The organism is Butyricimonas faecalis, assembly GCF_003991565.1.
In the GTDB taxonomy this organism is placed as follows: domain Bacteria; phylum Bacteroidota; class Bacteroidia; order Bacteroidales; family Marinifilaceae; genus Butyricimonas; species Butyricimonas faecalis.
This window is the reverse complement of record NZ_CP032819.1, coordinates 1883265-1909986: the sequence shown is the minus strand read 5'-3', so window position 1 is coordinate 1909986 and position 26722 is coordinate 1883265. Positions and strand designations below refer to the sequence as shown.

21 protein-coding genes, 1 tRNA gene and 2 pseudogenes are annotated in these 26722 nt (G+C 43.6%); 9 read left to right on the top strand and 15 right to left on the bottom strand.

The features are described 5' to 3' along the window. Positions 1–15: 15 nt before the first annotated feature. From D8S85_RS08495 to D8S85_RS08485, 3 genes are read right to left on the bottom strand one after another with little or no spacing between them, the layout of a single operon-like run. Entirely contained in the window at positions 16–1290 is a 1275-nt protein-coding gene (locus tag D8S85_RS08495) for a M16 family metallopeptidase (protein WP_106480319.1), read from the bottom strand. 12 nt (positions 1291–1302) lie between these two features. Continuing rightward, positions 1303–2544: a M16 family metallopeptidase gene (locus D8S85_RS08490; protein ID WP_106480318.1), complete on the bottom strand. Its 1242-nt coding sequence runs from the start codon at positions 2542–2544 to the stop codon at positions 1303–1305. 16 nt (positions 2545–2560) lie between these two features. Then, entirely contained in the window at positions 2561–3508 is a 948-nt protein-coding gene (locus D8S85_RS08485; RefSeq protein ID WP_106625035.1) for an NAD(P)H-dependent flavin oxidoreductase, read from the bottom strand. Between the two features lie 451 nt (positions 3509–3959). On the opposite strand from D8S85_RS08485, the gene D8S85_RS08480 reads away from it, so the two are divergent. Continuing rightward, positions 3960–5612 (top strand): MFS transporter, encoded by a 1653-nt coding sequence (locus tag D8S85_RS08480; protein ID WP_106480317.1) that lies wholly within the window; start codon positions 3960–3962, stop codon positions 5610–5612. A 78-nt stretch (positions 5613–5690) separates the two neighbouring features. On the opposite strand, the gene D8S85_RS08475 is transcribed toward D8S85_RS08480, so the two are convergent. From D8S85_RS08475 to D8S85_RS08465, 3 genes are read right to left on the bottom strand one after another with little or no spacing between them, the layout of a single operon-like run. Continuing rightward, positions 5691–6638: a glycosyltransferase family 2 protein gene (locus tag D8S85_RS08475; protein ID WP_106480316.1), complete on the bottom strand. Its 948-nt coding sequence runs from the start codon at positions 6636–6638 to the stop codon at positions 5691–5693. 2 nt (positions 6639–6640) lie between these two features. Next, positions 6641–7177, bottom strand: a complete 537-nt coding sequence (locus tag D8S85_RS08470) for a DUF4199 domain-containing protein (protein ID WP_106480315.1) — start codon at positions 7175–7177, stop codon at positions 6641–6643. Between the two features lie 14 nt (positions 7178–7191). Beyond that, complete coding sequence (locus D8S85_RS08465; protein ID WP_106480314.1) at positions 7192–8109, bottom strand: glucosaminidase domain-containing protein; 918 nt, start codon at positions 8107–8109, stop codon at positions 7192–7194. Between the two features lie 50 nt (positions 8110–8159). On the opposite strand from D8S85_RS08465, the gene cdd reads away from it, so the two are divergent. Continuing rightward, on the top strand, positions 8160–8624 hold the full coding sequence (gene cdd, locus D8S85_RS08460) for a cytidine deaminase (RefSeq protein ID WP_240648916.1): 465 nt from the start codon (positions 8160–8162) through the stop codon (positions 8622–8624). 26 nt (positions 8625–8650) lie between these two features. Here cdd and D8S85_RS08455 read toward each other — a convergent pair whose 3' ends face one another. From D8S85_RS08455 to D8S85_RS08440, 4 genes are all read right to left on the bottom strand, one after another. After that, on the bottom strand, positions 8651–10993 hold the full coding sequence (locus tag D8S85_RS08455) for a TonB-dependent receptor (protein ID WP_106480312.1): 2343 nt from the start codon (positions 10991–10993) through the stop codon (positions 8651–8653). Between the two features lie 57 nt (positions 10994–11050). Beyond that, positions 11051–11779, bottom strand: coding sequence for a response regulator transcription factor (locus tag D8S85_RS08450; protein ID WP_127074968.1), 729 nt, complete (start codon positions 11777–11779; stop codon positions 11051–11053). 47 nt (positions 11780–11826) lie between these two features. Beyond that, on the bottom strand, positions 11827–12864 hold the full coding sequence (locus tag D8S85_RS08445) for an alcohol dehydrogenase (protein ID WP_106480310.1): 1038 nt from the start codon (positions 12862–12864) through the stop codon (positions 11827–11829). Between the two features lie 74 nt (positions 12865–12938). Next, positions 12939–13448 carry a pyridoxamine 5'-phosphate oxidase family protein gene (locus tag D8S85_RS08440; protein ID WP_106480309.1) on the bottom strand — a complete coding sequence of 170 codons (510 nt, stop codon included), beginning with the start codon at positions 13446–13448 and terminating at the stop codon, positions 12939–12941. A 223-nt stretch (positions 13449–13671) separates the two neighbouring features. Between D8S85_RS08440 and D8S85_RS08435 the strand changes: the two genes are divergently transcribed. From D8S85_RS08435 to D8S85_RS08425, 3 genes are all read left to right on the top strand, one after another. Beyond that, the gene (locus D8S85_RS08435; protein ID WP_106480308.1) at positions 13672–14436 is read left to right on the top strand and encodes a type IV toxin-antitoxin system AbiEi family antitoxin domain-containing protein; all 765 of its coding nucleotides are present in this window, start codon (positions 13672–13674) and stop codon (positions 14434–14436) included. Then, the gene (locus tag D8S85_RS08430; RefSeq protein WP_106480307.1) at positions 14423–15385 is read left to right on the top strand and encodes a nucleotidyl transferase AbiEii/AbiGii toxin family protein; all 963 of its coding nucleotides are present in this window, start codon (positions 14423–14425) and stop codon (positions 15383–15385) included. The genes D8S85_RS08435 and D8S85_RS08430 overlap by 14 nt, the downstream gene beginning before the upstream one ends. Positions 15386–16487: 1102 nt before the next feature. Next, positions 16488–19052, top strand: a complete 2565-nt coding sequence (locus D8S85_RS08425; RefSeq protein WP_127074967.1) for a SusC/RagA family TonB-linked outer membrane protein — start codon at positions 16488–16490, stop codon at positions 19050–19052. Here D8S85_RS08425 and D8S85_RS22340 read toward each other — a convergent pair. The 3 genes and pseudogenes from D8S85_RS22340 to D8S85_RS08410 all read right to left on the bottom strand — a co-directional run. Next, positions 19015–19191: pseudogene (locus D8S85_RS22340) on the bottom strand (IS110 family transposase); the annotation flags it as partial. The gene D8S85_RS08425 and the pseudogene D8S85_RS22340 overlap by 38 nt on opposite strands. 244 nt (positions 19192–19435) lie before the next feature. After that, a pseudogene (locus tag D8S85_RS08415) lies at positions 19436–20149 on the bottom strand (ATP-binding protein); the annotation flags it as partial. A gap of 200 nt (positions 20150–20349) precedes the next feature. Then, a tRNA-Phe gene (locus tag D8S85_RS08410) sits at positions 20350–20422 on the bottom strand. Between the two features lie 315 nt (positions 20423–20737). Here D8S85_RS08410 and D8S85_RS08405 point away from each other — a divergent pair. After that, positions 20738–21043 carry an RNA recognition motif domain-containing protein gene (locus D8S85_RS08405; RefSeq protein WP_106625034.1) on the top strand — a complete coding sequence of 102 codons (306 nt, stop codon included), beginning with the start codon at positions 20738–20740 and terminating at the stop codon, positions 21041–21043. A gap of 48 nt (positions 21044–21091) precedes the next feature. Here the strand turns inward: D8S85_RS08405 and D8S85_RS08400 are convergent, their stop codons facing one another. After that, entirely contained in the window at positions 21092–21694 is a 603-nt protein-coding gene (locus D8S85_RS08400; RefSeq protein ID WP_106480305.1) for a hypothetical protein, read from the bottom strand. A gap of 9 nt (positions 21695–21703) precedes the next feature. Next, the gene (thiL, locus tag D8S85_RS08395; protein WP_106480304.1) at positions 21704–22756 is read right to left on the bottom strand and encodes a thiamine-phosphate kinase; all 1053 of its coding nucleotides are present in this window, start codon (positions 22754–22756) and stop codon (positions 21704–21706) included. 254 nt (positions 22757–23010) lie between these two features. Here thiL and sufB point away from each other — a divergent pair, with 254 nt between their 5' ends. The 3 genes from sufB (at position 23011) to sufD (ending at position 26721) form a co-directional block, all read left to right on the top strand. Next, entirely contained in the window at positions 23011–24456 is a 1446-nt protein-coding gene (sufB, locus tag D8S85_RS08390; RefSeq protein ID WP_106480303.1) for a Fe-S cluster assembly protein SufB, read from the top strand. Between the two features lie 132 nt (positions 24457–24588). Continuing rightward, positions 24589–25353 (top strand): Fe-S cluster assembly ATPase SufC, encoded by a 765-nt coding sequence (sufC, locus tag D8S85_RS08385; RefSeq protein ID WP_106480302.1) that lies wholly within the window; start codon positions 24589–24591, stop codon positions 25351–25353. 6 nt (positions 25354–25359) lie between these two features. Next, positions 25360–26721 (top strand): Fe-S cluster assembly protein SufD, encoded by a 1362-nt coding sequence (gene sufD, locus D8S85_RS08380; protein WP_106480301.1) that lies wholly within the window; start codon positions 25360–25362, stop codon positions 26719–26721. The last annotated feature ends 1 nt before the right edge of the window (position 26722 follow it).

Here is a 26722-nt window from a genome sequence, read left to right as displayed (position 1 = left end):
AGGTGGAGAGAATTGTCAAGCATCTTTCCCGGCGGTCACAATATACATATCGTCCACGTTCAAGTATTTTTGAGCCAGACGCATGATGTCTTCGGCAGTACAGGTACGGATCTTGTCGATAGCCCGGAGATAGAATGTATTATCCAGTCCGTAATTGAGCTTGTGTTTCAAGGCATCGGATTGGGAGAAAACACCGTCTAATTCCCGTAGTAATTCCCCGTTAAAATAACTCTTCACAAGGCTTAGTTCTTCTTCGGGTACGGGTTCTTCCTGCAGGCGGCGAATCTCTTTTATACACTCTGTTATCGTGGCGTCCGTGGCCTCTGTGTTGACATCCGTGGCAATCATCCAGTGGGCGGCTTGTGGCATGGTAACGTTGTATGAACCGATACCATAGGTGTATCCTTTTTCTTCCCGGATATTCGACATCAGGCGGGAGCCGAAATAACCGCCGAGTACCATGTTCAAAAGTTGAAAATACGTGTAGTCTTCATCCAATAAAGCGACACCGCTTTTCCCGATTCGAATGCTGGTTTGTACGGCATCGGGCTTGGAAATATGATACTTACCGGGACTACTCGGTTGTATGGTGTAATTCTTGTCCGGAGGTAACGGGTTACTGCTCATCGGCGAAAAGGCCTGGCTTACTTCCTGTAGCACCGTATCGCTGACATTCCCGCAAATCATGATTCTGCATTGCGATGCTTGCACTCTTTCCCGGTAGAAATCGAGTAATAATTCCGGTGTTACTTGATCGAAATCTTCCAGTGTGAAATAATTAGCGTAAGGATGTTCTTTCCCGTACATCCGGTATATGAACTCCATTCGGGCAAGGTAAGATGTCTTTTCGATATTCACCAGATGCTGTTGTTTCCGGTTACGGATATACGTTTCCAATTCTTTTTGCGGGAATGTGCTTTCAAGCGTCATCTCTGCCAACATACGAATGGTTTGCGAGGCGTATTTATTAAGCGAAATCAGGCTTAATTCTGCTTTATGCATACCGCAATTGTAATCCACGTATGCTCCATGATAATCAAACAACTCCGCAATTTCAGCAGAGGTATGTTGTCGGGTTCCCTCGTTAAGCATATTGATCATGCTTGATGCGATAACCGGGCGGGATTGATTATAAATCCCGGCCGCGAGTACCACGTCCATCTTGAAAACCTCTTGGTTGGGATCGTGGAGGTACACGATCTCGATGCCATTGGGAAGCGTGATTTGTTGATGCCCCCACAAGGTGGGACGAGAGATTTCTGCAATAGGCGGTTCTATATTTCTGTTCATATAAAGTAGCAATTATTTGTCTTTTAGATACCACAAGGTAGAGCAATTCTTTGCGGAAAATAGTTTTCGTGCGGTCTGTCTTATCGAATCAAGGGATACTTCCGCGTATCGGTTACTCTCCGAATTAATCAGGTTAATATCTCCCAGGTAGTCAAAAAATGCCAGGTTAGCTGATTTACCCTGGTAATTGATCTCGCTGTAAGAGATACGAGCTTCCGTTTTATTAATTACTTTTTGGAGTTCCCGTTCGGAAATCGGATCCTCGATAAAACGATCGATTTCGTTTTGGATGGCAGCTTCAGCTTCTTCTATCGCTACCCCTTCCGAGAGTTTTCCGGAAAAGATGAATAATCCCGGATCCATGTCCCCGGTGATATAGGCGTCTACCTCCGAAAATAGTTTTCCGTTTTTAATGAGGTTGATATATAATCGGGAGGATTGCCCGTTGGATAGTATATCCGAGATCGTGTCGCACGTGTAGAAATTATCCGATTGCCGGTCGCCCATATGGTATACTTTATATATCGCATCAGCCGGAACTTTGTTGTGTTCGCACACGAGGCGACGCTCTTCGGTTTGTTGCGGTTCCATCGGTAACGCTTTTCTCGTGTAGTGGACGGGAGGAATATCTCCGAACCATTTTTTCACGAGCTCAAGGGCTTTCTCGTCGGTAATATTCCCGCTGATGCTTAGTATGGCGTTATCCGGGGCGTAGAAACGATGAAAGAAATCTTCCACCTCTTCCAAGGAAGCTCCTGCAATATGGTCTATGTTTTTCCCTATAGTAGGCCATTGATACGGGTGTACCTTATAGGCTAAAGGACGTAATTTCAACCAAATGTCCCCGTAAGGATTGTTGAAATAGCGTTGTTTGAACTCTTCAATGACCACGTTGCGCTGAACGTCAAGTGATTTCTGGGAGAAATCGAGCGCCAGCATCCGGTCTGATTCCAACCATAGGGCCGTTTCGATATTGGGAGCCGGAATCGTGATGTAATAATTCGTGTAGTCGTTATTCGTGAAAGCGTTACTATCCCCGCCTGCCTTCTGCACGTGATAATCGTAGTCGGCGATGTGTTTGGATCCCCCGAACATTAAATGTTCAAAAAGATGAGCAAAGCCCGTGCGATTGGGATCTTCATCCCGGGCACCTACTTTATAGAGGATGTTCACGGATACAAATGGCGTGCTGGTATCCGTGTTGCAGATCACCGTTAAGCCGTTGTCTAATGTATGACGTGTAAATTTTATCATAAATATAAATTCATTTTCATAGTTTCAAATCGCCCAAATTACTCATCGTTTTGTTGAAATCAGCGATAATATCTTCCATAATTTCAGCCACGGTTTCTTCTTTGTGCAACATGGATGCGATTTGTCCGATTTCTAACTCGCCTTCTGTCATGTCTCCTTCGAAGATACCTTTCTTAGCCCGTCCTTTGCCTAGAAGTTCAGTTAATTGAGCGGCTTCTGCTCCGGCGTCTTCTAAAGCTTTTACTTGGTTGAAAAATTCGTTTTTAATCAAGCGGGTGGGGGCAAGTTTTTTCAATGCCAGTAGGGTGCCGCCCTCTTCCGTGTTGAATACCCGTTGTTTGAATGCCGGATGAGCGGAAGATTCTGCGGCAACGGCAAAACGGGTTCCGATCTGCACGCCTTCTGCTCCAAGAGTCATGGTGGCTGCCACGGATTTTCCGGAAGATATTCCTCCCGCGGCAATAACTGGAAGTGAACAGGATGCCGCCACGTTGGGAATCAACGTGAGCGTGGTCGTTTCTTCCCGTCCGTTATGTCCCCCGGCTTCAAAACCTTCTGCAACAATGGCATCCACTCCTGCTTCTTCACATTTCTTTGCAAACAAGGCACTACTAACCACGTGTACCACGGTAATGCCATGTGATTTTAACAAGGGAGTCCATTTCTTCGGACTTCCGGCAGAGGTGAAAACAATCTTAACGCCTTCTTGGATGATAATATCCATAAGCCGGTCAATCTCCGGGTAAAGTAACGGGACATTGATTCCCCACGGTTTATCCGTGGCCTCTTTCATTTTCCGGATATGTTCCACCAGCATCTCCGGGTGCATGGAACCGGCACCCAGTAATCCTAATCCCCCGTTGTTACTTACCGCAGAGGCTAGGCGCCATCCGCTACACCATACCATACCCCCTTGAATGATCGGGTATTTTATATTGAACAGTTTAGTTACTCTATTTTCCATGATGTAATGTATTTTAATATAAGAATCCGAATAGCCATGATGTCGAATATCGATAAGACGTGATTCCCAATGTTTTTGTTGCATTAAGCTACGTGTAAAAAAAGTATTCGAGTATTGCAGTTTTTGGTAAAATCGTTCAAACTGGGTTTCATGTATTTTATTTTTATATATAGCAAAGATAACAAAAATGCTTTCCGCAGACAACATTTCTCCACAAGAATGTTTCCACGGGAAAAAGTTTTTTGATATTCTGTCATGCCAGACTGAAATCCGGCAATTCCCTTTTATTTTGGATGCCCCGTATTTTTAAAGAATAACAATGATTCTCTATTAAAAATAAATATTATTTTTGTTGCAAAATAAATTATTTACTTAGATGTGAAGAGGTAAAGGTGCGTGGTTATAGAAAAACATTATTTATTTTCTTCATTTCTATAAAAAATAAATTCAAATGACAGAAAAGCTTACTCTTAGAGACAATGCAGCCGTTCGGTGGGCTGCGTTATTGTTGCTGGCATTAGCCATGTTTTGTTCATACATATTTATGGACATCTTATCACCGATTAAAGATTTGATGCAATCGGAACGTGGTTGGGATTCATTGGCATTTGGAACAATGCAGGGTTCTGAAACATTCTTGAATGTATTCGTATTCTTTTTAATTTTTGCCGGTATCATTCTTGATAAAATGGGTGTTCGTTTCACGGCTCTTTTATCAGGTGGTGTAATGTTAATCGGTGCGATTATTAAATGGTATGCTGTTGCAGAAGGTTTTAAGGGAAGCGGGTTGGAAGCATGGTTTACGAACAATTTGAATTACATTCCGGGTTTTGACGAGTTGGGAATCTCCCCGTTCTACCAGGGGATGCCGGCATCTGCTAAACTGGCTGCGGTTGGTTTCATGATATTCGGCTGCGGTGTGGAAATGGCTGGTATCACGGTTTCTCGCGGTATCGTGAAATGGTTTAAAGGTCGTGAAATCGCTTTGGCCATGGGGTCAGAAATGGCATTAGCGCGTTTGGGAGTTGCCACGTGTATGATTTTCTCTCCTTTCTTTGCGAAACTTGGAGGACAGGTTGATGTTTCTCGTTCTGTTGCTTTTGGAGTAGTGTTATTGATGATTGCGTTGATCATGTTCATTGTTTATTTCTTCATGGATAAGAAATTGGATGCACAAACGGGTGAGGCAGAAGAAAAGGATGAACCCTTTAAGATTAAAGATATCGGGAAAATCCTGTCAAGTGGCGGTTTCTGGTTGGTTGCATTACTTTGTGTGTTGTATTACTCGGCTATTTTCCCGTTCCAGAAATATGCGGTTAACATGTTGCAATGTAACTTGTCGTTCACTCCTCCCGCCGAAGGTTCTTTCTGGGCAGGAAATACGGTGACGATTATTCAATACTGTATCATGTTGGTCGTTGCAGCTACTGCATTCGCGTTTAACTTCACAAACAAGAAGTCATTGAAAACATTGTTGTTAACTATCTCCGTGATCGGTTTGATTGTATTCTGCTACATGGGTTATATGCGCCAGTCGGCAGAGACTATTTTTGCCGTATTCCCGTTATTGGCAGTAGGTATCACGCCGATTCTTGGTAAAGTGGTTGACAATAAAGGTAAGGCTGCTTCCATGTTGATGTTCGGTTCTATTTTGTTGATTGTATGCCATTTGACATTCGCATTCATCTTACCTTTGTTTAAAGATAGTGCCATTGGAGGTGTCTTGATCGCGTACGTAACAATCTTGATTCTGGGTGCATCATTCTCATTGGTTCCGGCTTCATTGTGGCCGAGTGTTCCGAAATTGGTTGATCAGAAGGTGATCGGTTCTGCTTACGCCTTGATTTTCTGGATTCAAAATATCGGTTTGTGGCTTTTCCCGTTGCTGATCGGTAAAGTGTTGGATAACACGAATCCTCAAGTTGTAAATGACTTGAACAACCACTTGATTACCCCGGAACAAGCTGCTGTTTCCTACAATTATACATGGCCTCTTGTCATGTTGGCTTGCTTGGGAGTTGCCGCTTTGATTATCGGTGTTATCTTGAAACGCGTTGATAAGGTGAAAGGCCTTGGTTTGGAATTGCCAAACGTTCAACAGTAAGGAGAAAACTGAAAATATCCCTATTGAAAATGTCCACTTCAAATGAGGTGGACATTTTTAATTTAGGAATATAATGATTTATATTTTTTTCTCGATTCTATAAACATTCCGGTCGCTGGCGCTTCGTGAAACTAACTCTGCCAGAAAACCGGACAGGAAAAGTTGCGAGCCGATGATCATGCACGTTAGTGCAATATAAAAATAAGGGTTGTTCGTTACCAGAGGGGCTCTCAGATTGTTGGCCACGGCGATCAACTTTTCAACACCAATCCAGGCAGCGGCACAGAATCCGATAATGAATAACAGGGTCCCCAGAGCACCGAATAAGTGCATCGGTTTTTTAGCGAACCGGGTAATAAAAGTTACGGAAAGTAAGTCAAGGAAACCGTTAATAAAGCGGTTGAGCCCGAATTTTGTAACCCCGTATTTCCGTGCTTGATGATGAACCACCTTTTCCCCGATCCGGGTAAATCCGGCTTGTTTGGCTAGAATCGGGATGTAGCGGTGCATTTCCCCGTACACTTCGATATTTTTTACTACCGTGTTTTTATAAGCCTTCAACCCGCAATTAAAGTCGTGTAATTTTATGCCGGAAAACTTTCGGGCAGTTGCGTTGAAGAGTTTTGTTGGAAGCGTTTTGGTTATTGGGTCATATCTTTTCTTTTTCCATCCGGAAATCAAGTCATAATCTTCTTCCATGATCATGCGGTAGAGTTCCGGAATCTCGTCCGGGCTATCCTGCAAGTCTGCATCCATGGTAATAACCACGTCTCCCTGTGCATCCTCGAAACCACAATGTAACGCGGCCGATTTCCCGTAATTACGGCGAAATTTAATGCCTCGTATGTGATTATTTTTTGCGGATAGTTGTTCGATCACTTTCCACGACTTATCATTACTCCCGTCATCTACCATGATAATTTCGTAGGTAAAATTGTTCGCTGCCATGACTCTTTCGATCCATGCCGAGAGTTCAGGTAATGATTCTTCTTCGTTATATAACGGTATGACTACTGAAATATTCATGTTTAAAATTCTTGCGGGTTAAACGGTAATTTACTTCTTCTGACCAACCCGGCTATAAATAGCGAGAAGGCTGCTCCTACGAGGATTCTATTGAATAGCTCCCCGAAAGCAATACTGGCGGGAACAAAATATACATCCATGTTTTCTTCGAGCATTTTGAAAAGCGGGGAGTTCTGACCGGTAATCTTTAGCGTGGTTATTGTCACGTTTTTGAATTCAGTCAGCAAATCCGCGTTAAACGTGTATAAAAAGAACACGTACACGGCATAACATAATGAAGCGATGCAAAGAATATATATTCCTGTTTTCAGTGCTTTCCCGTAAGAAATGACACCAGCCAGTTGTTCATCTCTGTATTTCCGGACACCCATGAAAATTCCGAAAATAGTCAGCATCATGATGATGTTGTGAAATTGTGCGTTCACCACGACGCCTTTGCCTGCCAAAATAAATAACAAAGATGCAAAAATGAAGGTACCTCCGATCAGGCATCCGAATATAAAATTCTGTTTAAAGAATGGCTCGTTATTTTTTTTCATTTAATTTTTCTCCTTTAGTATAATTGAGCAGGACCTCTTAGCGAGATCATTTCTCCGACCTGGGGTTTTTCACCGTTTTCCATATAGTTATACTGCAACAATTTGGCGAGTTTGATCCCGTATATCTGGGAAATCATGTACATGGTGTCTCCCGCTTTTGTTTTATGGAAGGTGTAACCCTTGGGGGCCTTGTTCTTTTTCTTTGCCAAAAACACGTGCATCCCCGTACGGATAGAGAGCTCGTTTTTATCGTTGTATTTCAATAATTTTTTCAACGGAATGTTGAAATACTGGGCAATGCTTTCAAACGTGTCGCCTTCTTTCACTTTCACGGAAGGGATTTTGTTGATATATACCACTCGGCTCTGGTAGTTTTTGCTTTCGCTGAGTTGATAGTTTAATTCATTGGGTATCGGACGGATCTTTTTACCCGGGCGATCGAATTGATATAACTCTTCTTCCTCGATAATTTTAATGAGTTTCTGCGCGTAATCGGAAGCGGTTGCATACCCCGCTTTCTTCAATCCTTTTGCCCAGCCTTTATAATCTGTTTTGGGCAGGTCGAACAGGAAGGCGTAGCGGGGACGGGTAAGCAAAAATTCACTGTGGTCAATCCATGATTCTTCCGGGTTCCTGTATTTCCGGAAACATTCATTTCGTTTATCATCGTCCATGGTGAAGCTAGGGCCATTCCAATTGTGGCATTTGATACCGAAATGATTGTTCGCGTTGATTGCCAGTTGGGACTTCCCACATCCGGATTCCAATATACCCTGGGCGAGCTTAATGCTGGCGGGGATTCCTGTACGATCCATCTCTTCGATGGCAATATCTTTATATTTTTTAATAAATGCTTTGCGACTGTCCGTAGAGGCTCCACAAATGTTAACACATATAAAACTTAAAAATAAAATAACATAAATCTTGTTCATAGTTTCCGATAATGTTTTATATTGGCGGTAAAATTACGAAAAAAAATAGAATGGAGAAAGTGGAATTGAAGATTGATTACACGATATACCGGGAATCTTACCCGGAAGAATACGAGGATTTGTGTCGTGCGGCCTTGAATGTCATAAAAAAGGCATATTGTGTGTATTCGGGTTTTGCCGTGGGGGCTGCCGTGTTGATGAATAACGGGGAGGTCGTTTGCGGTACCAATCAGGAAAATGTGGCTTACCCTTCTGGTTTATGTGCCGAGCGGACCGCTTTGTTTTATGCCTGTTCCACTTACCCGGAGACGGGAATCAAGGCAATCGCCATTGCAGCCCGTGATCATGGCATGGAAGTGGAGGATCATGTCACGCCATGTGGGGCTTGTCGTCAAGTGATGGCCGAAATTGTTCAACGCTATAAAGCGGATTTCGACGTTATCATGCTTGGTCGGAAGCGGACAATTATGATCAAGGCCAGTCAATTATTGCCTTTTTCATTTGTCATGTCTTAAATAGATTTAGGTAATTATATCCGGTATTAAAAATTGATTTTGTAGCTGATGTTTGGTAATATATTGGCTTCACGTTCGGCTTCGACTGTATGATCTCGGAAATTATAGCGATGCCCGTAATAATCCTTATACCCCGTGACATTTATCAGTTTTGCCGCAAATTCATGTGATACTTTTTTCCGGTTGATCCGGTAGCTTATTGTCAGATGTGCCAGTACCATAGGGGCGAACCGGCAGGAATAAGGATTTCGCTCATTATAGATGGCTTCTTGTTGCAACAAGGATTTTTCTGCATCGATGGGCGAGTAACGATCGCCTCCTTGAACAGTTACTTTCCCGCTTGCACCTAACATATTCTGCTTGTTTTTGCCCAACATCCACTCCTTTCCGGTAAGTAAATTGACTGCAAAATGGCGGTTGTAGCGCGAGTCATACCATGTGCCCTTGTCGGAAGTCCGGTATTTCGAATCATAAAGCGAGGCTGTCGCCATGTAATAGAATCCGCGGGACATATACTTTTCGAACGTAATGTCGATACCGTAATTTATGGCGTTGCCTGCGTTTATCAGCTGATCTGAAATAAACCAATCTTCGTTACCTTGCAAGTTGAGCATTGCGAAGGTACTTCCGGGTATAACAGGCACATCGTAGAGCCATTGAAAGTAAGGTTCTATCCGCAGGTGGAGATTTTCGCCGGGCGAAAGGTCGTATCCGAGCGAAACGTGATGCGCTTTCGTGAAATCGAGGTCTTTGTTTATCATCCGGCTGTTTTCATCTTTTGTGAAATAGTAATTCAGCATCTCCAACCGGCTATGCATGCCGTAGGCGAATGAAAGCGATTGCCGGGGTGCGAATTTCCACTTCACGCTCAGCCGGGGTTCAATGGTATAACGGTCGTTGAGCGTGAACCACTGTCCGGTGATACCGATATTCATTTTCACTTTATTTCCGAGGGTAAGCATGGATTCGGAATAGATATTCACGAGCGAGCTGAACCCCGATTCATCGGCAATCTCGACCAAATCACCGATGTGTCCGGCTGCATCGGCAAATGTCAGGTCGTATCGAAGTCCCGTCCACCGGATGCCCGTGCGGTTTGTGTGTATCCTACCGAAGCGTTTTTGGAAATCGCTCAATGCAATGAAATTGAGGTAGGTGTTACGAACTATGTTCTTGGGTAACAAGCGGTCATCGTTACCGAGTAGTTCGGTATGCATATCGATATTGTTGATGGTTGTGGCAAATGTGGATTGAATTGAAGCATCTTCTCCCACGTAAATTTTGTGTTTGATACCGACCGCTCCCATATACTGTTTTACGTCTTGATTTTGCTTGTCCTGTTCGTACTTCCATTTGTTGCGGTCCGGTTCTGGTGTTGTACCCGAATGATCAATCAATCCGACTCCCCATATCGAGAATATGCCAGCTTGCCCCGCGGGCAGGAAGATGTTAAACGACAAATCTTGATAGTTCGTTCCATCGGCATCTTCGGGAAGCATAAATGAGAGCAATGAAAGGGTAGAATAGCGGTAATTGAAAAGATAAGAGCCTTCATAGCCTTTTTTGAATGGACCTTCGGATGCGGCTTCGACTCCGAGCGAACCGATTTGGACTGCATGTTCATGGCTAGTATTACTGCCACGGCGTATGTACATATCAAAAACACCCGAAAGTGCGTTGCTGAACTCTGCGGGGAAGGCTCCCGTAAAGAAATCGGAATTGCCGAGTACTTGATTACTCAAGGCTGTGAAACCGCCACCGCCGAAGCTTGTAACATCGGCAAAATGATTGGGATTGGGGATCTCCACGCCTTCCATACGCCATTGCAGGAATTTGGGCGCATTCCCTCGAACTACAATACCATTATTCCCCACGCTTTGCGTCACTCCTGCAAAAGAGGATACCAACCGGGCCGGATCATCCGCGGCACCGGCATAACGCCCTGCCTCCTCTACACTGAGCATCCGGCCGCCAAGAGCCATGTTGTTAATCGGTTCCTGCTTGTTGATTCGGGGATGCACAACTATCTCTTCGAGTACCGTCTGACTTTCAATCATCTCCACTTCGATGAATGTTTCTTTACCGCCACTGACAAGCAATTCTTTGATGATTACCGGCTCGTAGCCGATAAAACTTACATGGATATCATAACGTCCTATCGGAACCCGACTTAATACGAAATTCCCTAAAGAATCGGTCGTGCAACCCATCGTGTGATCATTCCCCGATAGCACAATTGTGGCGTAGGGAATCGGTCGGTTGCCGTTTTGCTCCTTTACCGTTCCTCGAACCGTTTGGAAACTTTGTGCGTAAACGGTAGCAGATAGAGATAGTATCCCAAATATCAAAATAATGAACCTCTTGTACATATCAACTTTTTTGTTGCAAAATTAGGCTGTTGTCAAGAGGTGGAAAATACTGATTTATCAGTATTCTATCAAGCCGAGCGACAAGGCACAACGTACAGCTTCGTGCGAGTTGTCCACATTCAGTTTTGCCAATATATGTTGGCGATGGGTATCGACGGTATGGATGCTTATGTGTAAATTTTCCGAGATTTCCTTACTCAACTTTCCTTGTGAGATGAGGTTTAATATTTCTAATTCGCGCTTCGTTAATATTAATTCGCGTTGAAAATATTTTGTCAGAGGCGAAAACACCTCTCCTGTAGCGGTATTGATGATCTGAGAATTGACCGTGAATGGCGGCATTTGATTGGGTGAAATTTCGAGGATACACAGCGCTAGCCATATATTCCCAAGTTGATCTGTTTCCAAAACTTGCAATGACTCCGTGACACGGCGGAATCGACCTCCCACTTTGGCCCTGTACTCGCGGATGACCTTCATGTGAGTGAAGTTCCTGTTGCCTTGGAACACGTGTTTGAGTGAGGCTATTGCATTTTTCAGCACATCATTCAAATCATCGGGATGTACTTCGATCTCTCCGTTCCCAAACTGTCTCTTGTGGTATTCTGACACATAGGCGTGTTCGAAACGGAAGTTGTCATATATAGTTACGGCTTGACTCCGCAACACATCGGATCGAGAGAATACTTCAATATGTTGTCGCAATAGGTCATAATTCAAAGACCCACTGTCAATTCGTTGGGACAGTAATAACCGCCTGTATTCCTTGTCTAACTCTTTTGTCATAAGTTGAATATGATGACAAAGATAGTATTTTTCCACCACATTGGGGTTTATTTCCCCGTTATCGCAATCTTTATCACCCCGTCAAGTTTGTTTTCGAAAATGCGGTAGGCCTCTTCGATTTCATTTAGCGGGAAACGGTGAGTGATGAGTGGTGTGGTATCAATTTCGCCTTTTTCTATCAAGCGAAGGATTTCGGCACAATCGCAACCATCCACACCTCCGGTCTTGAACGTGAGGTTTTTGCCGTACATATCGGGTAACGGTAAAAGTTGCGGTTTATCGTAGAGGGCAACCACGGTTACCACGGCGTTGGGGCGGGCGCATTCCCATGCCATGCGGAACGTGTCATCGCTCCCGGCAACTTCTAGTACCACGTCGGCCCCTCCATGATCGCTATGCTCAAGGACGAACTCTTTGCATCTTTCCGGTTCGGTTACTAGTACTTCGGGGTAGTGTTCCCTGACAAACCGAATCCTTTCGGGAGACTTTTCGCAGACAATAATTCGTTTTGGCTTCTTTAGCATCACGCAAAGCAGGGTACATATTCCGGTCGGCCCGGCCCCGATAACGAGTACCGTGTCGTCTTCTGCGATCTCCGAAATGCGTGCGGCCCAAAATCCGGTAGCAAGTACATCACCCACGAAAAGCGCTTGTTCATCGCTCACCGTGTCGGGGATGCGGTTGAGTCCACTGTCGGCATAGGGAACACGAACGTACTCGGCCTGTCCCCCGTCAATGCGGCATCCCAATGCCCATCCCCCGTTGGGATCGGTGCAGTTGTTCACGAATCCTTTCTTGCAGAAAAAGCACTCTCCACAAAAGGTTTCCACGTTAATGATCACTCGGTCTCCAGGTTTCACGGTCGTGACGTTAGTCCCCGTTTGTTCCACGACACCTACCATTTCGTGCCCCACGGTAATACCTGGTACGGCACGGGGTACACTCCCGTGTTTGATGTGTAAATCACTGGTACAGATGCTGCTTAGCGTGACACGCACGATGGCATCTCGTGAATCCGCTATTTGGGGAAGTGGCTTCTCTTGAAGTCTGAAGTTTCCTTTGTTGATGTAGGTGTATGCTAACATTGGGGCGTAATTATTGATATTACTATCGTGGATGTTCAGTTGTGTTGTAAACTTGAGTTTGAAAGCAATCGCAGTCAAGGATGTCTTTGGGCCTCTCTCTGCCTTGTCAGTTCGATTGCCTCCTTGCCTGTGAGGTGTTCTATCGAAAACTCTATAACTGCCACCCGATTAATACTACTCTGTATTTCAGTATCCAACGCTTGCTCGTCATTCGGGTTGTATCGTTTGCCCAGTAGATACAATGCGTTGAGTTTTTCTGTTGCGTCATCAATGATTCGCAAATGTCCAAAGCAAATCACGCTGCGGAAGTAAGTGGTGAATGTTTCAGGATGTACCTCGTCCTTGCATATAATAGTGAATGAGGCTTTGTCAGAATGGCGTATCGCATCTATCTTATGCCCGTTTAATGCTGAATGGAAGTACAATTTGTTATCATCGTAAACATAGCTGATAGGTACTCCGTATGGATAGCCACTTTCATCAAGTAGAGACAGTACACCTGATGTCGCATGGCGAAGAAGATATATTGTTTCTTCTTCTGGTAGTTGCTGGCGCTTGCGGCGCATATTTCTTAATTCATTCATACTCTTTGTGTTTGTGTTACAAAGGTAGTATATTGTTTCCTAACAACGATACGGAATGGTACTTTTCGTAATTTGGTTACTCCCGAAAGAGCTTACTTCATTGGGAAATAGCTCTTTCAATGTCGGACTATTAGTTGCAAGCAAAAGACAAAAAACAATAAAAAGTTTCTGATTTTTCTTGTAAATAAGCACATTTATCTATCTTTGCGTCAAATTAGAAACAATGATAGAGCAATTAAACATACTATACAGGCTACGGATTTTTACCATAGAAGAGCTTTCAGAGGTCTTAAATGGTAAATTGAAGTCTGTGAAAGGGTTGATTGCAAGATACAAACAGCAAGGGTGGATTGTGTCTATACGGCGCAACACCTATTGCATGGTGGATATTGCATCGAAACAACCAGTTTGTGATAAATACGAAATCGGGAGTCATCTATCTCATACGGCTTGTATCAGCTATCATACAGCATTGGAATTTCATGGGCTGGCACACCAACCTTTCAACGAGGTATTTGTGAAAAGTCTGTCACGTTTTAATTCCTTTTCCTTTGAAGATGTCGATTACACTTATTGTCGTCAAACAAAAGAAATCATTGGCGTGATGACTCCCAAAGGAAATCCATACGTGCGAGTTACAGATATAGAAAGTACATTGCTGGATTGTTTCGACCGCATTGACCGAGCTGGTGGTATAGAGGAATTGTTACATTGTATGGAAGCCATCGTACTGCTTGATGAAGAGAAAATCATCAATTATCTTGAAAAGAATGACAAGACTTTCCTATACCAAAAGACAGGCTATCTGTTGGAGCGCATCAAGGAGCAAGCCAACATCTCGGACTCCCTTATTGAACTATGCCGAACAAAAGGTACTAAAAGCGTAAAATGGTTGACCAATGATGAAGATTCGGATACCTTTGTAAGCAAATGGCGTATGTATGTGCCACAAGAACTAACCTCAAAAGAAGAATATGAACTCATATAATAAACAAGTTCTTGACATCGTAGCCAAAGAACAAGGCTTTATTCGTGACAACCTCGAAAAGGTTATGCGACTTGTGGAGATACTCAACTATTTTCATAATAACCCATTATTGTCGAAATCCTTGGTGCTGAAAGGTGGTACAGCCATCAATCTCACAGTTTTCCAGTTGCCAAGATTGTCTGTAGATATTGACTTAGACTTTACGGTAGATTGCGACCGTGAGTTGATGCTATCCATTCGCCAAGAAGTGAACAGTGAGATACTTCGCTATATGGAAACGGAAAGCTATCATCTTGCCCCAGGCTCAAAAAATCCTCATACCCTTGACTCATGGGTATTCCATTACACCAATGCTGCTGGCAACAATGACGGCATCAAGATTGAAATCAATTATTCTGACCGTTGTCATATATTGCCAGCCATTGAAACTCATGTAGTCATCCCATTCCTGAATGATGTGAAAGTGCGTTCGCTATCACCTATCGAACTATTTGCCACCAAGATAAATGCCCTTATTGGCAGAAGTGCTGCACGTGACATTTATGATGTATATAATATGGTGGAGCATCAACTATTTGCAATTGATGATGAACAAATACTATTAAGAAAGGCAACAGTCTTTTATCTAACCGTTGGTTCAAGCAGAAAAGACAACAACACGCCAACAGATTTTGCCGATTTTCCACAAATAGACAAGATACGCTTTCCACAAATCCGTTCGCAACTTTTGCCTGTGCTACGAAGAAGTGAGCATTTCGACTTTGAGAAAGCCAAGACGGAGGTGAAAAATTTCCTTATGAGTTTACTGGTTCTTACAGATTCCGAAAAAGAATATGTAAGAAATTTCAACAACAGAACGTTTGTACCAGAATTGTTGTTTGAAGACAAGGACATCGTTGACAGAATCAAGTCTCACCCAATGGCTTTGTGGAAAACAAGGAATTGTTGATAGTTTTGCCAATGCCAGAGAAAGAAGTGCAAGAAAGATACCCGTGATATTACTCAATTCTAACCCAAATAAAGCAGTAAATAAACCCAAATAATACCACATACTCAGAGATCATTCGACGTTTACTCGTAGCTGAACTATCCCGTAACGTCTGAGCAACGTCTGAACAACGTCTGAGCAACGACTAAGCGGGATTATTTCCCTAGGATTTCGGTAGGATTTCCTATAGTTTTCAGTATAAAGATGGTATCGGTCAAACGGTATAATCATATCGAAATCACGTAAAATATATTTCGTTGTAAAGTAGTATTTGTTCAGATTACGCAGATTCAACTCGCCAATGCAACCCTTCACTTCAAAGCTTTAAAAATATGCTCTTTAGGTGTGGATGATGATGTATCGTGATGGTGTAAATGTAAGATATGCTACATTGGATAATTTTGATTGTTAATTTTTGAGGTGATACTTGTTTTTTGTAAAAATGTTTATATATTTGCAATGCATAATATACTCAGAGGTGGGGAATCCTGCCATAGTGTAGCAGGCATTTTTTTTGCTTGTTAACTCCATACGGCGGTTCCGTACCCCCGTGTGGAGTGTTAATGCACCCACAGCCTCTGAGTGGTGTTATGCAACGGGACAGGCGGAACCGTTTTTTTCGCTCTAATCTTAAACAAAAAAGCTTATGGAGGTAAATCGTAATTGTATTTTTGCGTGTAAAAGGGGAAGCCGACTTCAATAACTCTTTTGATTTTTAGTATTAAAGAGATGAAATAAAGATATCATCATTTACTTGTAGCGAGGTTGACGTGAAGAACATTTGTGTTGTGAGTTGGGAATGTTCTGGTCTTTGTATTTCTTCATCAGTTTTTATATAATCTTTGTATTGAATGACAAGGTGGTGTTTGGGTATGTCATAGTTGTCATGACAAAGTTATAGCCGTTTTGGTTAAAATGAGAGAATAAAATGGAATAATAGATACGAAATATGGTACAAAAAGAGACAGGGAAATAAAATAGAGGGTGTATTCTATGCCTGAGAAACGTTGAATATCACCCCCTTGTGAGAATCAATTTTATCAATTAATTAACAATCAAAGTTATGAAAAAAACTTATGACAGGAAAGTTTTTAAGCGAAAATTACTGTCGGATCGAAAGACGGTGACCGTGACAATCCGGTTATTTATGATTTTATTGTTGGGGTTTCCGCTATTGACGAGGGCCGGAACGATGGATTCTACCCGGGTGGAGAACCGGGAGGTGAGGGGAAAGGTGATAGACGAGAAGAAGCAACCCATTCCGGGAGTTTCGGTTCGCCTGGGAGGAACATCGATGGGAACAGCCACGGACGTGGACGGGAAGTTCAAGTTGTTGATCCCGGCAGACACGGCCACGCTGGTGGTTTCCTTTATCGGGATGAAAACGGAGATCGTGAGGATTCCCCGGTTGAGGGCGGGCGTGGAGCAGAAGGAGTTGACAATCGTGTTGCGGGATGAGGACGTGAGGTTGGAGGACGTGGTGGTGACGGGTATCTTTACCCGTAAGAAGGAGAGTTTCACGGGTTCGGCTTCCACCTATTCCGCCGCGGAGTTGAAAACGATGGGAACGCAGAACATCCTGCAGGGGTTGAAGACGCTGGACCCGGCTTTCGCGATACTGGAGGATAACCAGTTCGGATCGGACCCGAACCGCTTGCCGAACATGGAGATCCGTGGCAAGTCGAGCATGCTGGGCTTGAGGGACGAGCTGGACGCCGACCCGAACCAGCCGCTTTTTATCCTGGATGGTTTCGAGTCGACGTTGGCGGCGATTAACGACTTGGATATTAACCGGGTGGCCTCGATCACGATATTGAAGGATGCAGCCTCGACGGCCATTTACGGTTCGAAGGCGGCCAACGGGGTAATCGTGGTGGAGACGGTGAAACCGGAGGCGGGCAAGTTGCAGGTGAGTTACACGGGAAACATGAATCTCTCGATACCGGATTTGTCGAGTTATAACTTGATGAACGCGAGGGAGAAATTGGAGTTCGAGCGGTTGGCGGGGAGGTACGAACCTGTGAACTGGTCCACGACAAACGAGATAGAATTGACAAACCTGTATAACGAGAAGTTGAAGGTGATCGAGAGCGGGGTGGACACGTATTGGTTGGCGGAACCTTTGCGGGTGGGTGTGAACCAGAAACATTCGCTTTATGTGCAAGGTGGAGAGGGTAATTTTTTGTTCGGTTTGGGTGCCGGTTATAACGGGATTTCCGGGGTGATGGAAGAATCTGATCGAGCGGTAATGAGTGGTAATATCGATTTGATTTACCGGGTGTCGAAGTTCCAGTTCTCGAACAAGTTCTCGTTTTCATCTACCGACTACAAGAACCCGATCGTGGCCTTTAACGAGTACGCGCGGGCGAACCCGTACTACAAGAAACACGGTGCCGACGGTACGATCGAGAAATGGCTGGAGAAGAACGATTTCTTCGAGGCTTCCAACCCGTTGTGGAATGCAAGCCAGAACAGCCGGGACGAGGGAAAGAATCTCGCTTTGAGTAATTATTTTATCGCGGAGTATTTCCCGACACAAGAATGGCGAGTGCGGGCCCGAATAGGTTTGACCTATGGAAACGATGACACGGAGAAATTTTATTCCCCGAATGATACCCGGTACGAGAACGTGGAGATGATCAAGAAAGGGCAATACACTTCGACAAACACACGTTCGAATCAAGTAGAGGGAGAGTTGAGCGTGACGTACGCGAAAGTGCTTGGTAAACATCGAATTAATTTGGTCGCCGGGGGAAACGTGTTTAGTAACAAATCGCTCACGCAAGGATATTCCGCGGTCGGGTTCCCGGAAGGAGATTTCACGTATCCCTCTTTCTCAAACGGTTACCCGGAGAACGGGACCCCGACTTATTACGAGTCCGTGTCTCGATCCGTGAACGGCTATTTCAACACGGGCTACTCTTTCGACGATCGTTACCTGATGGATTTCAGCTTGCGGACGAGCGGTTCGTCTGTTTTCGGAACTTCTCGTAAGTATAACACGACATGGTCGGTGGGATTGGGATGGAACTTGCACAAGGAAAAGTTTATCATGGACAATCTCGGGTGGATCGACTTGCTGAAGTTGAGGGCCTCGATCGGTAATCCGGGAAACCAGAGTTTCGATTCGGCGCAAACGTTGCTGACTTACGCTTTCCAGTACGGTTCGATGAACTATTTCGGGTTGGGTGCCGTGTTGTCGCAGATCGGGAACGCGGACTTGAAATGGCAGGTAACCTTGGACAAGAATATCGGGTTGGACGTGACGTTGTTCAACAAACGTTTCGCGTTGACCCTTGATTATTATTACAAGATAACAGACCCGTTATTGATAAAAGTGAGTACCCCGTTGTCCTCTGGAACCTCGACCTACATGACTAACGCTGGGGAACAAGTGTCACAAGGTCTCACGGCGTCCGTGTCGTATTACATTTTTCAAAATTTCGAAGAACGTTTCTCCTGGATGGTGCGAGCGAATCTCCGCACGCAGAAAAACCGAATAGATAAAATCGGGGACAAGCTTTCCACGTTGAACGCTAGCGGGAAAGGAACTAACACGGTAAGGTATTCTTATGATTTATGCAAATATTTCATGAATAAACAGGGGTATAAAATTGATCTTTTTTGATGACAGCAAACATTCTCGCGATCAGCTTTGCCCTGATCGCGTTAATGACCGTCATCTTGTTCTTTCCTTCCTTAACCTTTCTCTCGTAATACGCCTTTAACTCACCAGACTTCCTTCCCGTGATCGACAAGGCAGCCACAGGGGGAGAGTTGGTACTTCTTCCCGAAGATGGTGAGTTACTAATTGAATTTCTTTTAGTATAAATATAAGATTTCTTTCAGTATGATGAAAGAAGTTGTAGGTAATGAATTTTGAGGGGTAAAAAAGAAAGGAGAAGGTTACGATGTTAGTCCCTTGAATAAGGTCTTTGCGATTTTGCATCGTTTCACATAGTTTTTGTGATTTGGATTCAATTCCGAATGTAAATACAGAGGTTAATAGGGTTATTTCAAATAATATCCTCCTATTTTAGGTGCTCCCCTAAATTCAATCAAGTCTAATTTGGATAAAGTACTTAAATACCGCTTTACTGTTGGTATGCTCTTTTTTAGCTCTTGTGCTATCTCTGTAGCATTTAATCCTCCTTGTTGCCTTAGTAAGTTAAGAACTTCCCGCTCCTTCTCATTTACTGTATCATTTACTGTATCACTCATGATGCCGTGTTTCCTTTTGAATACTACCGTAAACATCCCCTCCGTATGAAATTTCGGTTCGGGCAGATTTGCTTCTCTCATGGCTTCCTGCATACGAGGAATACCGGATGCGACTCTTTCAACCAAGTGCATGCGGGTAAATAATCCAAAGATTAACGGGTTACGTGTCATACTCTTGTGCCCGAAATCTTTAGCCACAACAGGCAGAAGTCCTCCGGGATTGGAAATCTCTACCCGGTCGTCAAACATTTCTATCATAATGTTTGCACCTTGTTCGTAGTAGTCACGGTGTGACAGGGCGTTTATAATGGCTTCTTTAAATACGGTCAGAGGTATTTCCCAAATTTCTTCTCTTGGTCCTGCTCCCTCTATTTTATAAGCTACCTGCAGTTTGCTTTCCAACCAAGACATAGCCTGTAGATATTGCTGGTACAGTGAACCTCCGAAAGTTTTATCATCTATAATATAGACTTTATTCGTTCCCTTGAAAAGAACACATCTTGTATTTTAGGTTTATTACAAAAGTAGTGATTTTAATTAGTAATGGAGATAAAAAAGTTGTAAATAATAAATTCGATAAGGGGAATTATAAACTTATTTGAGTTGACAAATTGGTTTAAACATGGTTTAAACATCAAGCCTAAAACACCTAAAAATGACCATAAAATGAAAGAGAGTCACTTTCGTAACTCTCTTTGTTTCAGTGGTGCCACCAGGAATCGAACCGGGGACACAAGGATTTTCAGTCCTTTGCTCTACCAACTGAGCTATGGCACCATCGTTATTGTTTAACGGGTGCAAAAGTAGAGAAAATTTTTGAAATCGCAAGCGTTTAGGGAGAAAAAAGTCGAAGGGGACTAAAAAAATGATGAAGGGAAGAATTGGAGTGAGTAAAATAGGCTGTGATTCAGTATTTATGACGAGGGGATGAATCTAGTGTAAAATAAAGAAAAAATGCGTGATTAATTTTTGATTATTAAGAAATTACTTATATTTGTCGCGTTAGAAGATAAATAGTTGTTTATCGTTGAAACCAAAGATATACCTCTACGTACCCTTCTATATGTATTATTAATTTTAATTATTTTTATTGTGAATATTTTTGTTGCAAAGTTAAGTTCTACGACCACGAGTGAGGACTTACGGGCTCTTTTCTCAGAGCATGGTTCTGTTTCTTCAGCCAAAGTTATTATGGACAAAGAAACTGGTAACTCTAAATGTTTTGGTTTTGTTGAAATGGAGGATGAAACGGAAGGCTTCAACGCGATCAATGCCTTAAATGAAACTGAATTTCAAGGAAGAAAAATTGTTGTAAAAAAGGCTAGACCCAGAGAAGAAGGTGGCGACGATAGAGGTCAAAGATTCCCAAGAGAAAGAAGATTTAATTCGAATCGTTAAGAATCAAGAAAACAGAGAGTTTGAAAAAGCTCTCTGTTTTCTTGTATCTCATTTGCGGTACTTCGCTTTCAGATAGGCGTATAATACTTGATGCATTAATTGTGCTTCCGTTAGTTCTTCGTCAGTGAGGTTGGGAGCAAGTTCGATGTCGTTGCAGACGTCTGTTAGTTGTTCATCCCGGTCAATACGGTCATCGAAATTCTGTTCTATCAAGAAAATATCAAACAATTGCATTCGTTCGATGGATTCTAAGGCTAGATTCCGGGCCTCCAATAGGTTGTTCTCCCGGTATTTTTTCAGGAAGACTTCAATTAGGCTGTCCGTGAAATAATCCGAGAAATAGTGCATCAAAATGATACGTTTCTTAAGGCTCTCGTAGATATGTGTCGGAACGGTTGAAATGGATTCACTGATGCCCAAGTAGGCGAGTTCTGCCAGCTCGATGCTTTCCTCTTCTTCTTCATCCAGTTCGAGCAGGAGGATTTTGTATAATAAATCAGCATATTCTTCCTGGCGGGTGATATCCCGGCTTTCGTGGTAATAGTGGAAACGATCGGGAATGACTTTCTTAAGTAACAGACGGAGGGCCTTCCGGTCCCCGCTGGCACTGTGTAGTAAAGATTCGTCAAGTATATTTTCCAGTTTGTTCATGGTGGTTTGTTATTTATCCTCGGATGGGGCGAAGTTTACCCAACCTTGGGCTTTCAGTTCAAATGAATTACCGTCTTTCGTGATTAAATTGTAACCTTCGCTTTTGGCACAAGTGTGTCCGATGATGCTGATTTCTTCCATGGTAATCAGTTTGTCGTAAGCGTCGAGTGGAGCTGTGAACAATAGTTCATAATCTTCTCCCCCGGAAAGGGCGCACACGGTAGCATTCATGTTGAGTTCTTCGGCCATTTTGAAGGTCTGGTAATCAATCGGAATTTTCTCCTCGTAGATGTTACAGCCAAGGCCGGAATCATGACAGATGTGCAATACCTCGGATGAGAGACCGTCGGAAACATCCATCATGGCTGTCGGTTTAATACCTTTTTCTTTGAGTAATTGGATAATATCCATTCTCGCTTCCGGTTTTAGCTGACGCTCAAGGATGTATTCATATCCAGAGAAGTCCGGTTGGGCGTTGGGATTTTCTTTGAACACGACCTTTTCTCTTTCCAGCAATTGAAGGCCCATGTAAGCTGCACCCAAATTTCCACTGACGCAAATCAGGTCATTTTCTCGTGCGGTGTTACGGTAAACGATGTCTTCCTCGTTGGCTTCCCCGATCACCGTGATGCTGATACACATTCCTGTTTGTGAAGAGGTCGTGTCTCCACCCACGAGGTCAATCCCATAGTGGTCACAAGCGAGATAGATTCCCTCGTACAATTCGTCGACTGCTTCTAGGGAGAAACGGTTGGAAACGGCAAGGGAAACGGTAATCTGTCGAGGTGTCCCGTTCATGGCGTATATATCGCTGGCATTTGTTGCAACAGCTTTGTATCCTAAATGTTTTAACGGGGCATAAGCCAGATCGAAATGTACGCCTTCAATCAGCATATCCGTACTGACTAATATTTTCTTGTCTTTGTAATCGAGTACGGCGGCATCGTCACCAACTCCTTTTAGGGAAGATGGGTTTTTTAATTTTATATCTTGTGTCAGGTGGCGAATCAGTCCGAATTCCCCTAACGTGGATAGTTTTGTTAATGGTTTGTTTTCACTCATGTTTCAGTTCTTAATATTTAAAACAAAAATACGCTAAATTGATGAATCGAGCAAATGATAATGGGGCAGAGCCACGTGACACGTTACAACTTTTCGGTTACAAGTTTGTGGTGAAGTGTTTTGAGAAAGGGAATGAATCATAATGGAGATTTATTACGTAATAGATATTATCTACGTGAGAGATGATTGACAGGTAATATTTTTTTGTACTTTTGCACAGATTGATAAATTGGTGATAATAGGGTATAAAAGTTATGGCTAAAGAACAAGACGATATATTGAATGAAGTAACAGAGGGTGAGTATAAATACGGTTTTGTTTCTGACGTGAAAACCGAGATGATCGGGAAGGGATTGAATGAATCGGTGATCCGCTTGATTTCACAAAAGAAGGAAGAGCCGGAATGGTTACTAGAATTCCGTTTAAAGGCTTACCGTCACTGGCTTACGATGAAAATGCCCACGTGGGCGAAATTGAATATTCCTCCTATTGATTATCAGGAAATCGTGTACTACGCGGCCCCAAAACAAGAGGAGAAAAAATCATGGGATGAGGTCGATCCTGAATTGAAAGCGACGTTTGATAAGTTGGGAATTCCTTTGGATGAGCAAAAAGCGTTGTCCGGGGTGGCAGTGGATGCCGTGATGGATAGCGTTTCGGTGAAGACGACATTCAAGGAGACGCTGGCAGAGCGAGGGGTGATCTTTTGCTCGTTTTCAGAGGCCGTGAAGAATCATCCGGATTTGGTGAAACGTTATCTGGGTTCGGTTGTGCCCTATTCCGATAACTTTTTTGCAGCATTGAATTCTGCCGTGTTTAGTGACGGATCATTCGTTTACATCCCGAAAGGGGTGCGTTGTCCGATGGAGTTGTCTACTTATTTCCGAATCAACGCGGCAAACACGGGGCAGTTTGAGCGCACGTTGATCGTGGCGGAAGAGGAAAGTTTCGTGAGTTATCTGGAAGGATGTACTGCTCCGCAGCGGGACGAGAATCAGTTGCATGCGGCTATCGTGGAGATTGTGGTAGAGAAGAACGCGGAGGTAAAATATAGTACCGTGCAAAACTGGTACCCGGGAGATAAGAACGGGAAAGGCGGTATCTATAATTTCGTGACCAAACGAGGTATTTGTAAAGGGGATAATGCCAAATTGATTTGGGCACAGGTGGAGACGGGTTCGGCTATCACTTGGAAATACCCGAGTACGATATTGAAGGGCGACGGGTCTGTCAGTGAATTTTATTCCGTGGCCGTGACGAATAATTACCAGCAGGCAGACACGGGGACTAAAATGATCCATATTGGGAATAACACCCGTAGCCGGATTGTTTCGAAAGGAATTTCTGCAGGATATAGTTCCAATTCTTACAGAGGAAAGGTAAAGGTGGTTAAGAATTGTAAGAATGCCCGGAATTTCTCTCAATGTGACTCTTTGCTTTTGGGCGATAAATGTGGGGCTCATACGTTCCCTTACTTGGAAGTGGCAAATCCCACGGCCCAGGTGGAACATGAAGCAACGACTTCCAAAATCGGAGAAGATCAAATTTTCTATTGCAATCAGCGAGGAATTTCAACAGAGGACGCTATTGGCTTGATCATTAAAGGGTATGCCGGAGATGTGATTAACAAGATGCCTATGGAGTTTGCTGTTGAGGCACAAAAACTGTTGCAAATCAGTTTGGCGGGGAGCGTTGGATAAAAAACTAAAAGTTAAAAGATAACAACTAAAAGTTGATAGATTTACGATTTATGAATTACGATTTATGATTTTAGAGTAGAGACGGTTTGAGCAGTGGAAATCTAAAATCTAAAATTTAAAATCTAAAATAAAATGGGTTTATTAAAGATAAAAAACTTACATGCCGCGATAGACGGAAAAGAAATATTGAAAGGGATTGATTTGGAGGTGAATGCCGGAGAAGTCCATGCGATTATGGGACCGAATGGGGCAGGGAAGAGTACTTTGTCGGCCGTGCTTACCGGACGGGAGTGTTTTGAGGTAACGGAGGGTGAAGTTTGGTTTAACGGTAAGAACCTGTTGGAACTTCCGGCAGAAGACCGGGCTCGGGAAGGAATATTCCTAAGTTTTCAATATCCGGTAGAGATTCCGGGGGTGAGTACCGTTAACTTTTTGAAGACGGCAGTAAACGAGCAACGTAAGTACAAGGGATTACCTCCTTATCCGGCTAGCGAGTTTTTGAAGATGATTCGGGAGAAGATGGAGATGGTGAGCATTGACAGTCGTTTGTTGAACCGTTCTCTGAATGAAGGTTTTTCCGGAGGGGAGAAGAAAAAGAACGAAATATTCCAAATGGCGGTATTGGAGCCGAAACTGGCTATTCTGGACGAAACGGATTCCGGTTTGGACATCGATGCATTACGTATCGTTGCCAGTGGGGTGAACAAGTTGAAACGTCCGGATAATTCTACTATCGTTATTACTCACTACCAACGTTTGTTGGATTACATTGTGCCGGATATTGTACACGTGTTGTATGACGGGCGCATTGTGAAGACGGCAGGCAAAGAGTTGGTATTGGAGTTAGAGAAGTATGGTTATGATTGGATTAAACAGGAAGTTGAGTCCGGTAAGTAATGGAAGATGGAAAGATTAGAAAAGATAAATAATGATTTTGCGACTCTGTTTCGGGAGGGCCAACGATTGCTGCAAGAGGGATGCGGTGACGTGATGAACCGACACCGGGAGGAGGCGTTTCAACGTTTCAAAGCCTTGGGTGGAATTCCCTATAAAACGGAGGACTATCTTTACGCGGACACCTTACCGGTATTTGATCGGGATTATAAGGTGGTACTGAAATATATCAAGCAAGAGGTGGAAGTGGGAGAGGTGTTCAAATGTCACGTGCCGAATCTGGATACCAATCTGATTTTGACGATTAACGGTTGGTTCGTGCAGGAGAATGCAACACCGGAGATACCTGAAGGCGTGGTGATTTGCAGTATGGCTGAGGCTAGCGTGAAGTACAAGGAGTTATTCGAGAAACATTATAACCAGTACACGAAACCTGCGGATACGGACGGATTGGTGGCGTTGAACACGGCATTTGCTCAGGACGGGGTGTTCGTGTATGTTCCGGATCGGGTGGTGATGGAGCGTCCGTTGCAGATTGTGAATTTGATGCGGGCCAATGCTGATTTGATGGCATTCCAACGGAATATGGTTATCTTAGGGCGTGACGCTAAAGCCACTATTTTGGTGTGCGATCACACGCTTTCCGATGATTGTTTTTTGTTGAATAATGCCACGGAGGTTGTTGTGGGAGAGAATTCGGCTTTTGAATATTATCATGTTCAAAATCAGCATATAGAAGCTTCGCAGATAAACAGTGTATTTGTTTCTCAGAAGCGTAATTCCCGATACGATGCCAACGTGATCTCTTTGTATGGCGGGTTTATTCGCAACAATCTGTTTGCCGCTTTGACGGAAGAGGGATGCGAGAGTAATTTGTACGGGATGTATTTGTCGGATAAAAAACAACAGGTGGATAATTTCACCTTTATCGACCATATCGCACCTCATTGTACGAGTAACCAACATTTTAAGGGAGTGTTGGACGATGCGGCACTGGCTAATTTTGCCGGACGTATTATTGTGCGTCCCGATGCACAGAAAACAGAGGCGTATCAAGCGAATAATAATTTGCTATTGACGGATACGGCGCAGGTGAACACGAAACCTCAACTGGTGATTGATGCCGACGATGTGAAGTGTAGTCACGGAGCCTCGGTTGGTCAAATTGATGAAGAGGCCATGTTCTATCTTCGTTCCCGCGGGATCGGGGAGGCGGAAGCCCGTATGATGATGATGTTCGGTTTTGCACACGAGATCGTCGGACGGGTGAAACTTGCACCTCTTCGAGAAGAGATCGATAGTTTGGTGGATAAACGATTAAGAGGAGAATTAACCAAGTGTCACAATTGTGTGATGCATTGTAAGAAATAAT

What these genes read in the sequence shown, in the direction of transcription:
- D8S85_RS08495 (WP_106480319.1), bottom strand. Translation starts at nt 1,290, where the DNA reads ATGAACAGAAATATAGAACCGCCTATTGCAGAAATCTCTCGTCCCACC.
- D8S85_RS08490 (WP_106480318.1), bottom strand. Translation starts at nt 2,544, where the DNA reads ATGATAAAATTTACACGTCATACATTAGACAACGGCTTAACGGTGATC.
- D8S85_RS08485 (WP_106625035.1), bottom strand. Translation starts at nt 3,508, where the DNA reads ATGGAAAATAGAGTAACTAAACTGTTCAATATAAAATACCCGATCATT.
- D8S85_RS08480 (WP_106480317.1), top strand. Translation starts at nt 3,960, where the DNA reads ATGACAGAAAAGCTTACTCTTAGAGACAATGCAGCCGTTCGGTGGGCT.
- D8S85_RS08475 (WP_106480316.1), bottom strand. Translation starts at nt 6,638, where the DNA reads ATGAATATTTCAGTAGTCATACCGTTATATAACGAAGAAGAATCATTA.
- D8S85_RS08470 (WP_106480315.1), bottom strand. Translation starts at nt 7,177, where the DNA reads ATGAAAAAAAATAACGAGCCATTCTTTAAACAGAATTTTATATTCGGA.
- D8S85_RS08465 (WP_106480314.1), bottom strand. Translation starts at nt 8,109, where the DNA reads ATGAACAAGATTTATGTTATTTTATTTTTAAGTTTTATATGTGTTAAC.
- cdd (WP_240648916.1), top strand. Translation starts at nt 8,160, where the DNA reads ATGGAGAAAGTGGAATTGAAGATTGATTACACGATATACCGGGAATCT.
- D8S85_RS08455 (WP_106480312.1), bottom strand. Translation starts at nt 10,993, where the DNA reads ATGTACAAGAGGTTCATTATTTTGATATTTGGGATACTATCTCTATCT.
- D8S85_RS08450 (WP_127074968.1), bottom strand. Translation starts at nt 11,779, where the DNA reads ATGACAAAAGAGTTAGACAAGGAATACAGGCGGTTATTACTGTCCCAA.
- D8S85_RS08445 (WP_106480310.1), bottom strand. Translation starts at nt 12,864, where the DNA reads ATGTTAGCATACACCTACATCAACAAAGGAAACTTCAGACTTCAAGAG.
- D8S85_RS08440 (WP_106480309.1), bottom strand. Translation starts at nt 13,448, where the DNA reads ATGAATGAATTAAGAAATATGCGCCGCAAGCGCCAGCAACTACCAGAA.
- D8S85_RS08435 (WP_106480308.1), top strand. Translation starts at nt 13,672, where the DNA reads ATGATAGAGCAATTAAACATACTATACAGGCTACGGATTTTTACCATA.
- D8S85_RS08430 (WP_106480307.1), top strand. Translation starts at nt 14,423, where the DNA reads ATGAACTCATATAATAAACAAGTTCTTGACATCGTAGCCAAAGAACAA.
- D8S85_RS08425 (WP_127074967.1), top strand. Translation starts at nt 16,488, where the DNA reads ATGAAAAAAACTTATGACAGGAAAGTTTTTAAGCGAAAATTACTGTCG.
- D8S85_RS08400 (WP_106480305.1), bottom strand. Translation starts at nt 21,694, where the DNA reads ATGAACAAACTGGAAAATATACTTGACGAATCTTTACTACACAGTGCC.
- thiL (WP_106480304.1), bottom strand. Translation starts at nt 22,756, where the DNA reads ATGAGTGAAAACAAACCATTAACAAAACTATCCACGTTAGGGGAATTC.
- sufB (WP_106480303.1), top strand. Translation starts at nt 23,011, where the DNA reads ATGGCTAAAGAACAAGACGATATATTGAATGAAGTAACAGAGGGTGAG.
- sufC (WP_106480302.1), top strand. Translation starts at nt 24,589, where the DNA reads ATGGGTTTATTAAAGATAAAAAACTTACATGCCGCGATAGACGGAAAA.
- sufD (WP_106480301.1), top strand. Translation starts at nt 25,360, where the DNA reads ATGGAAAGATTAGAAAAGATAAATAATGATTTTGCGACTCTGTTTCGG.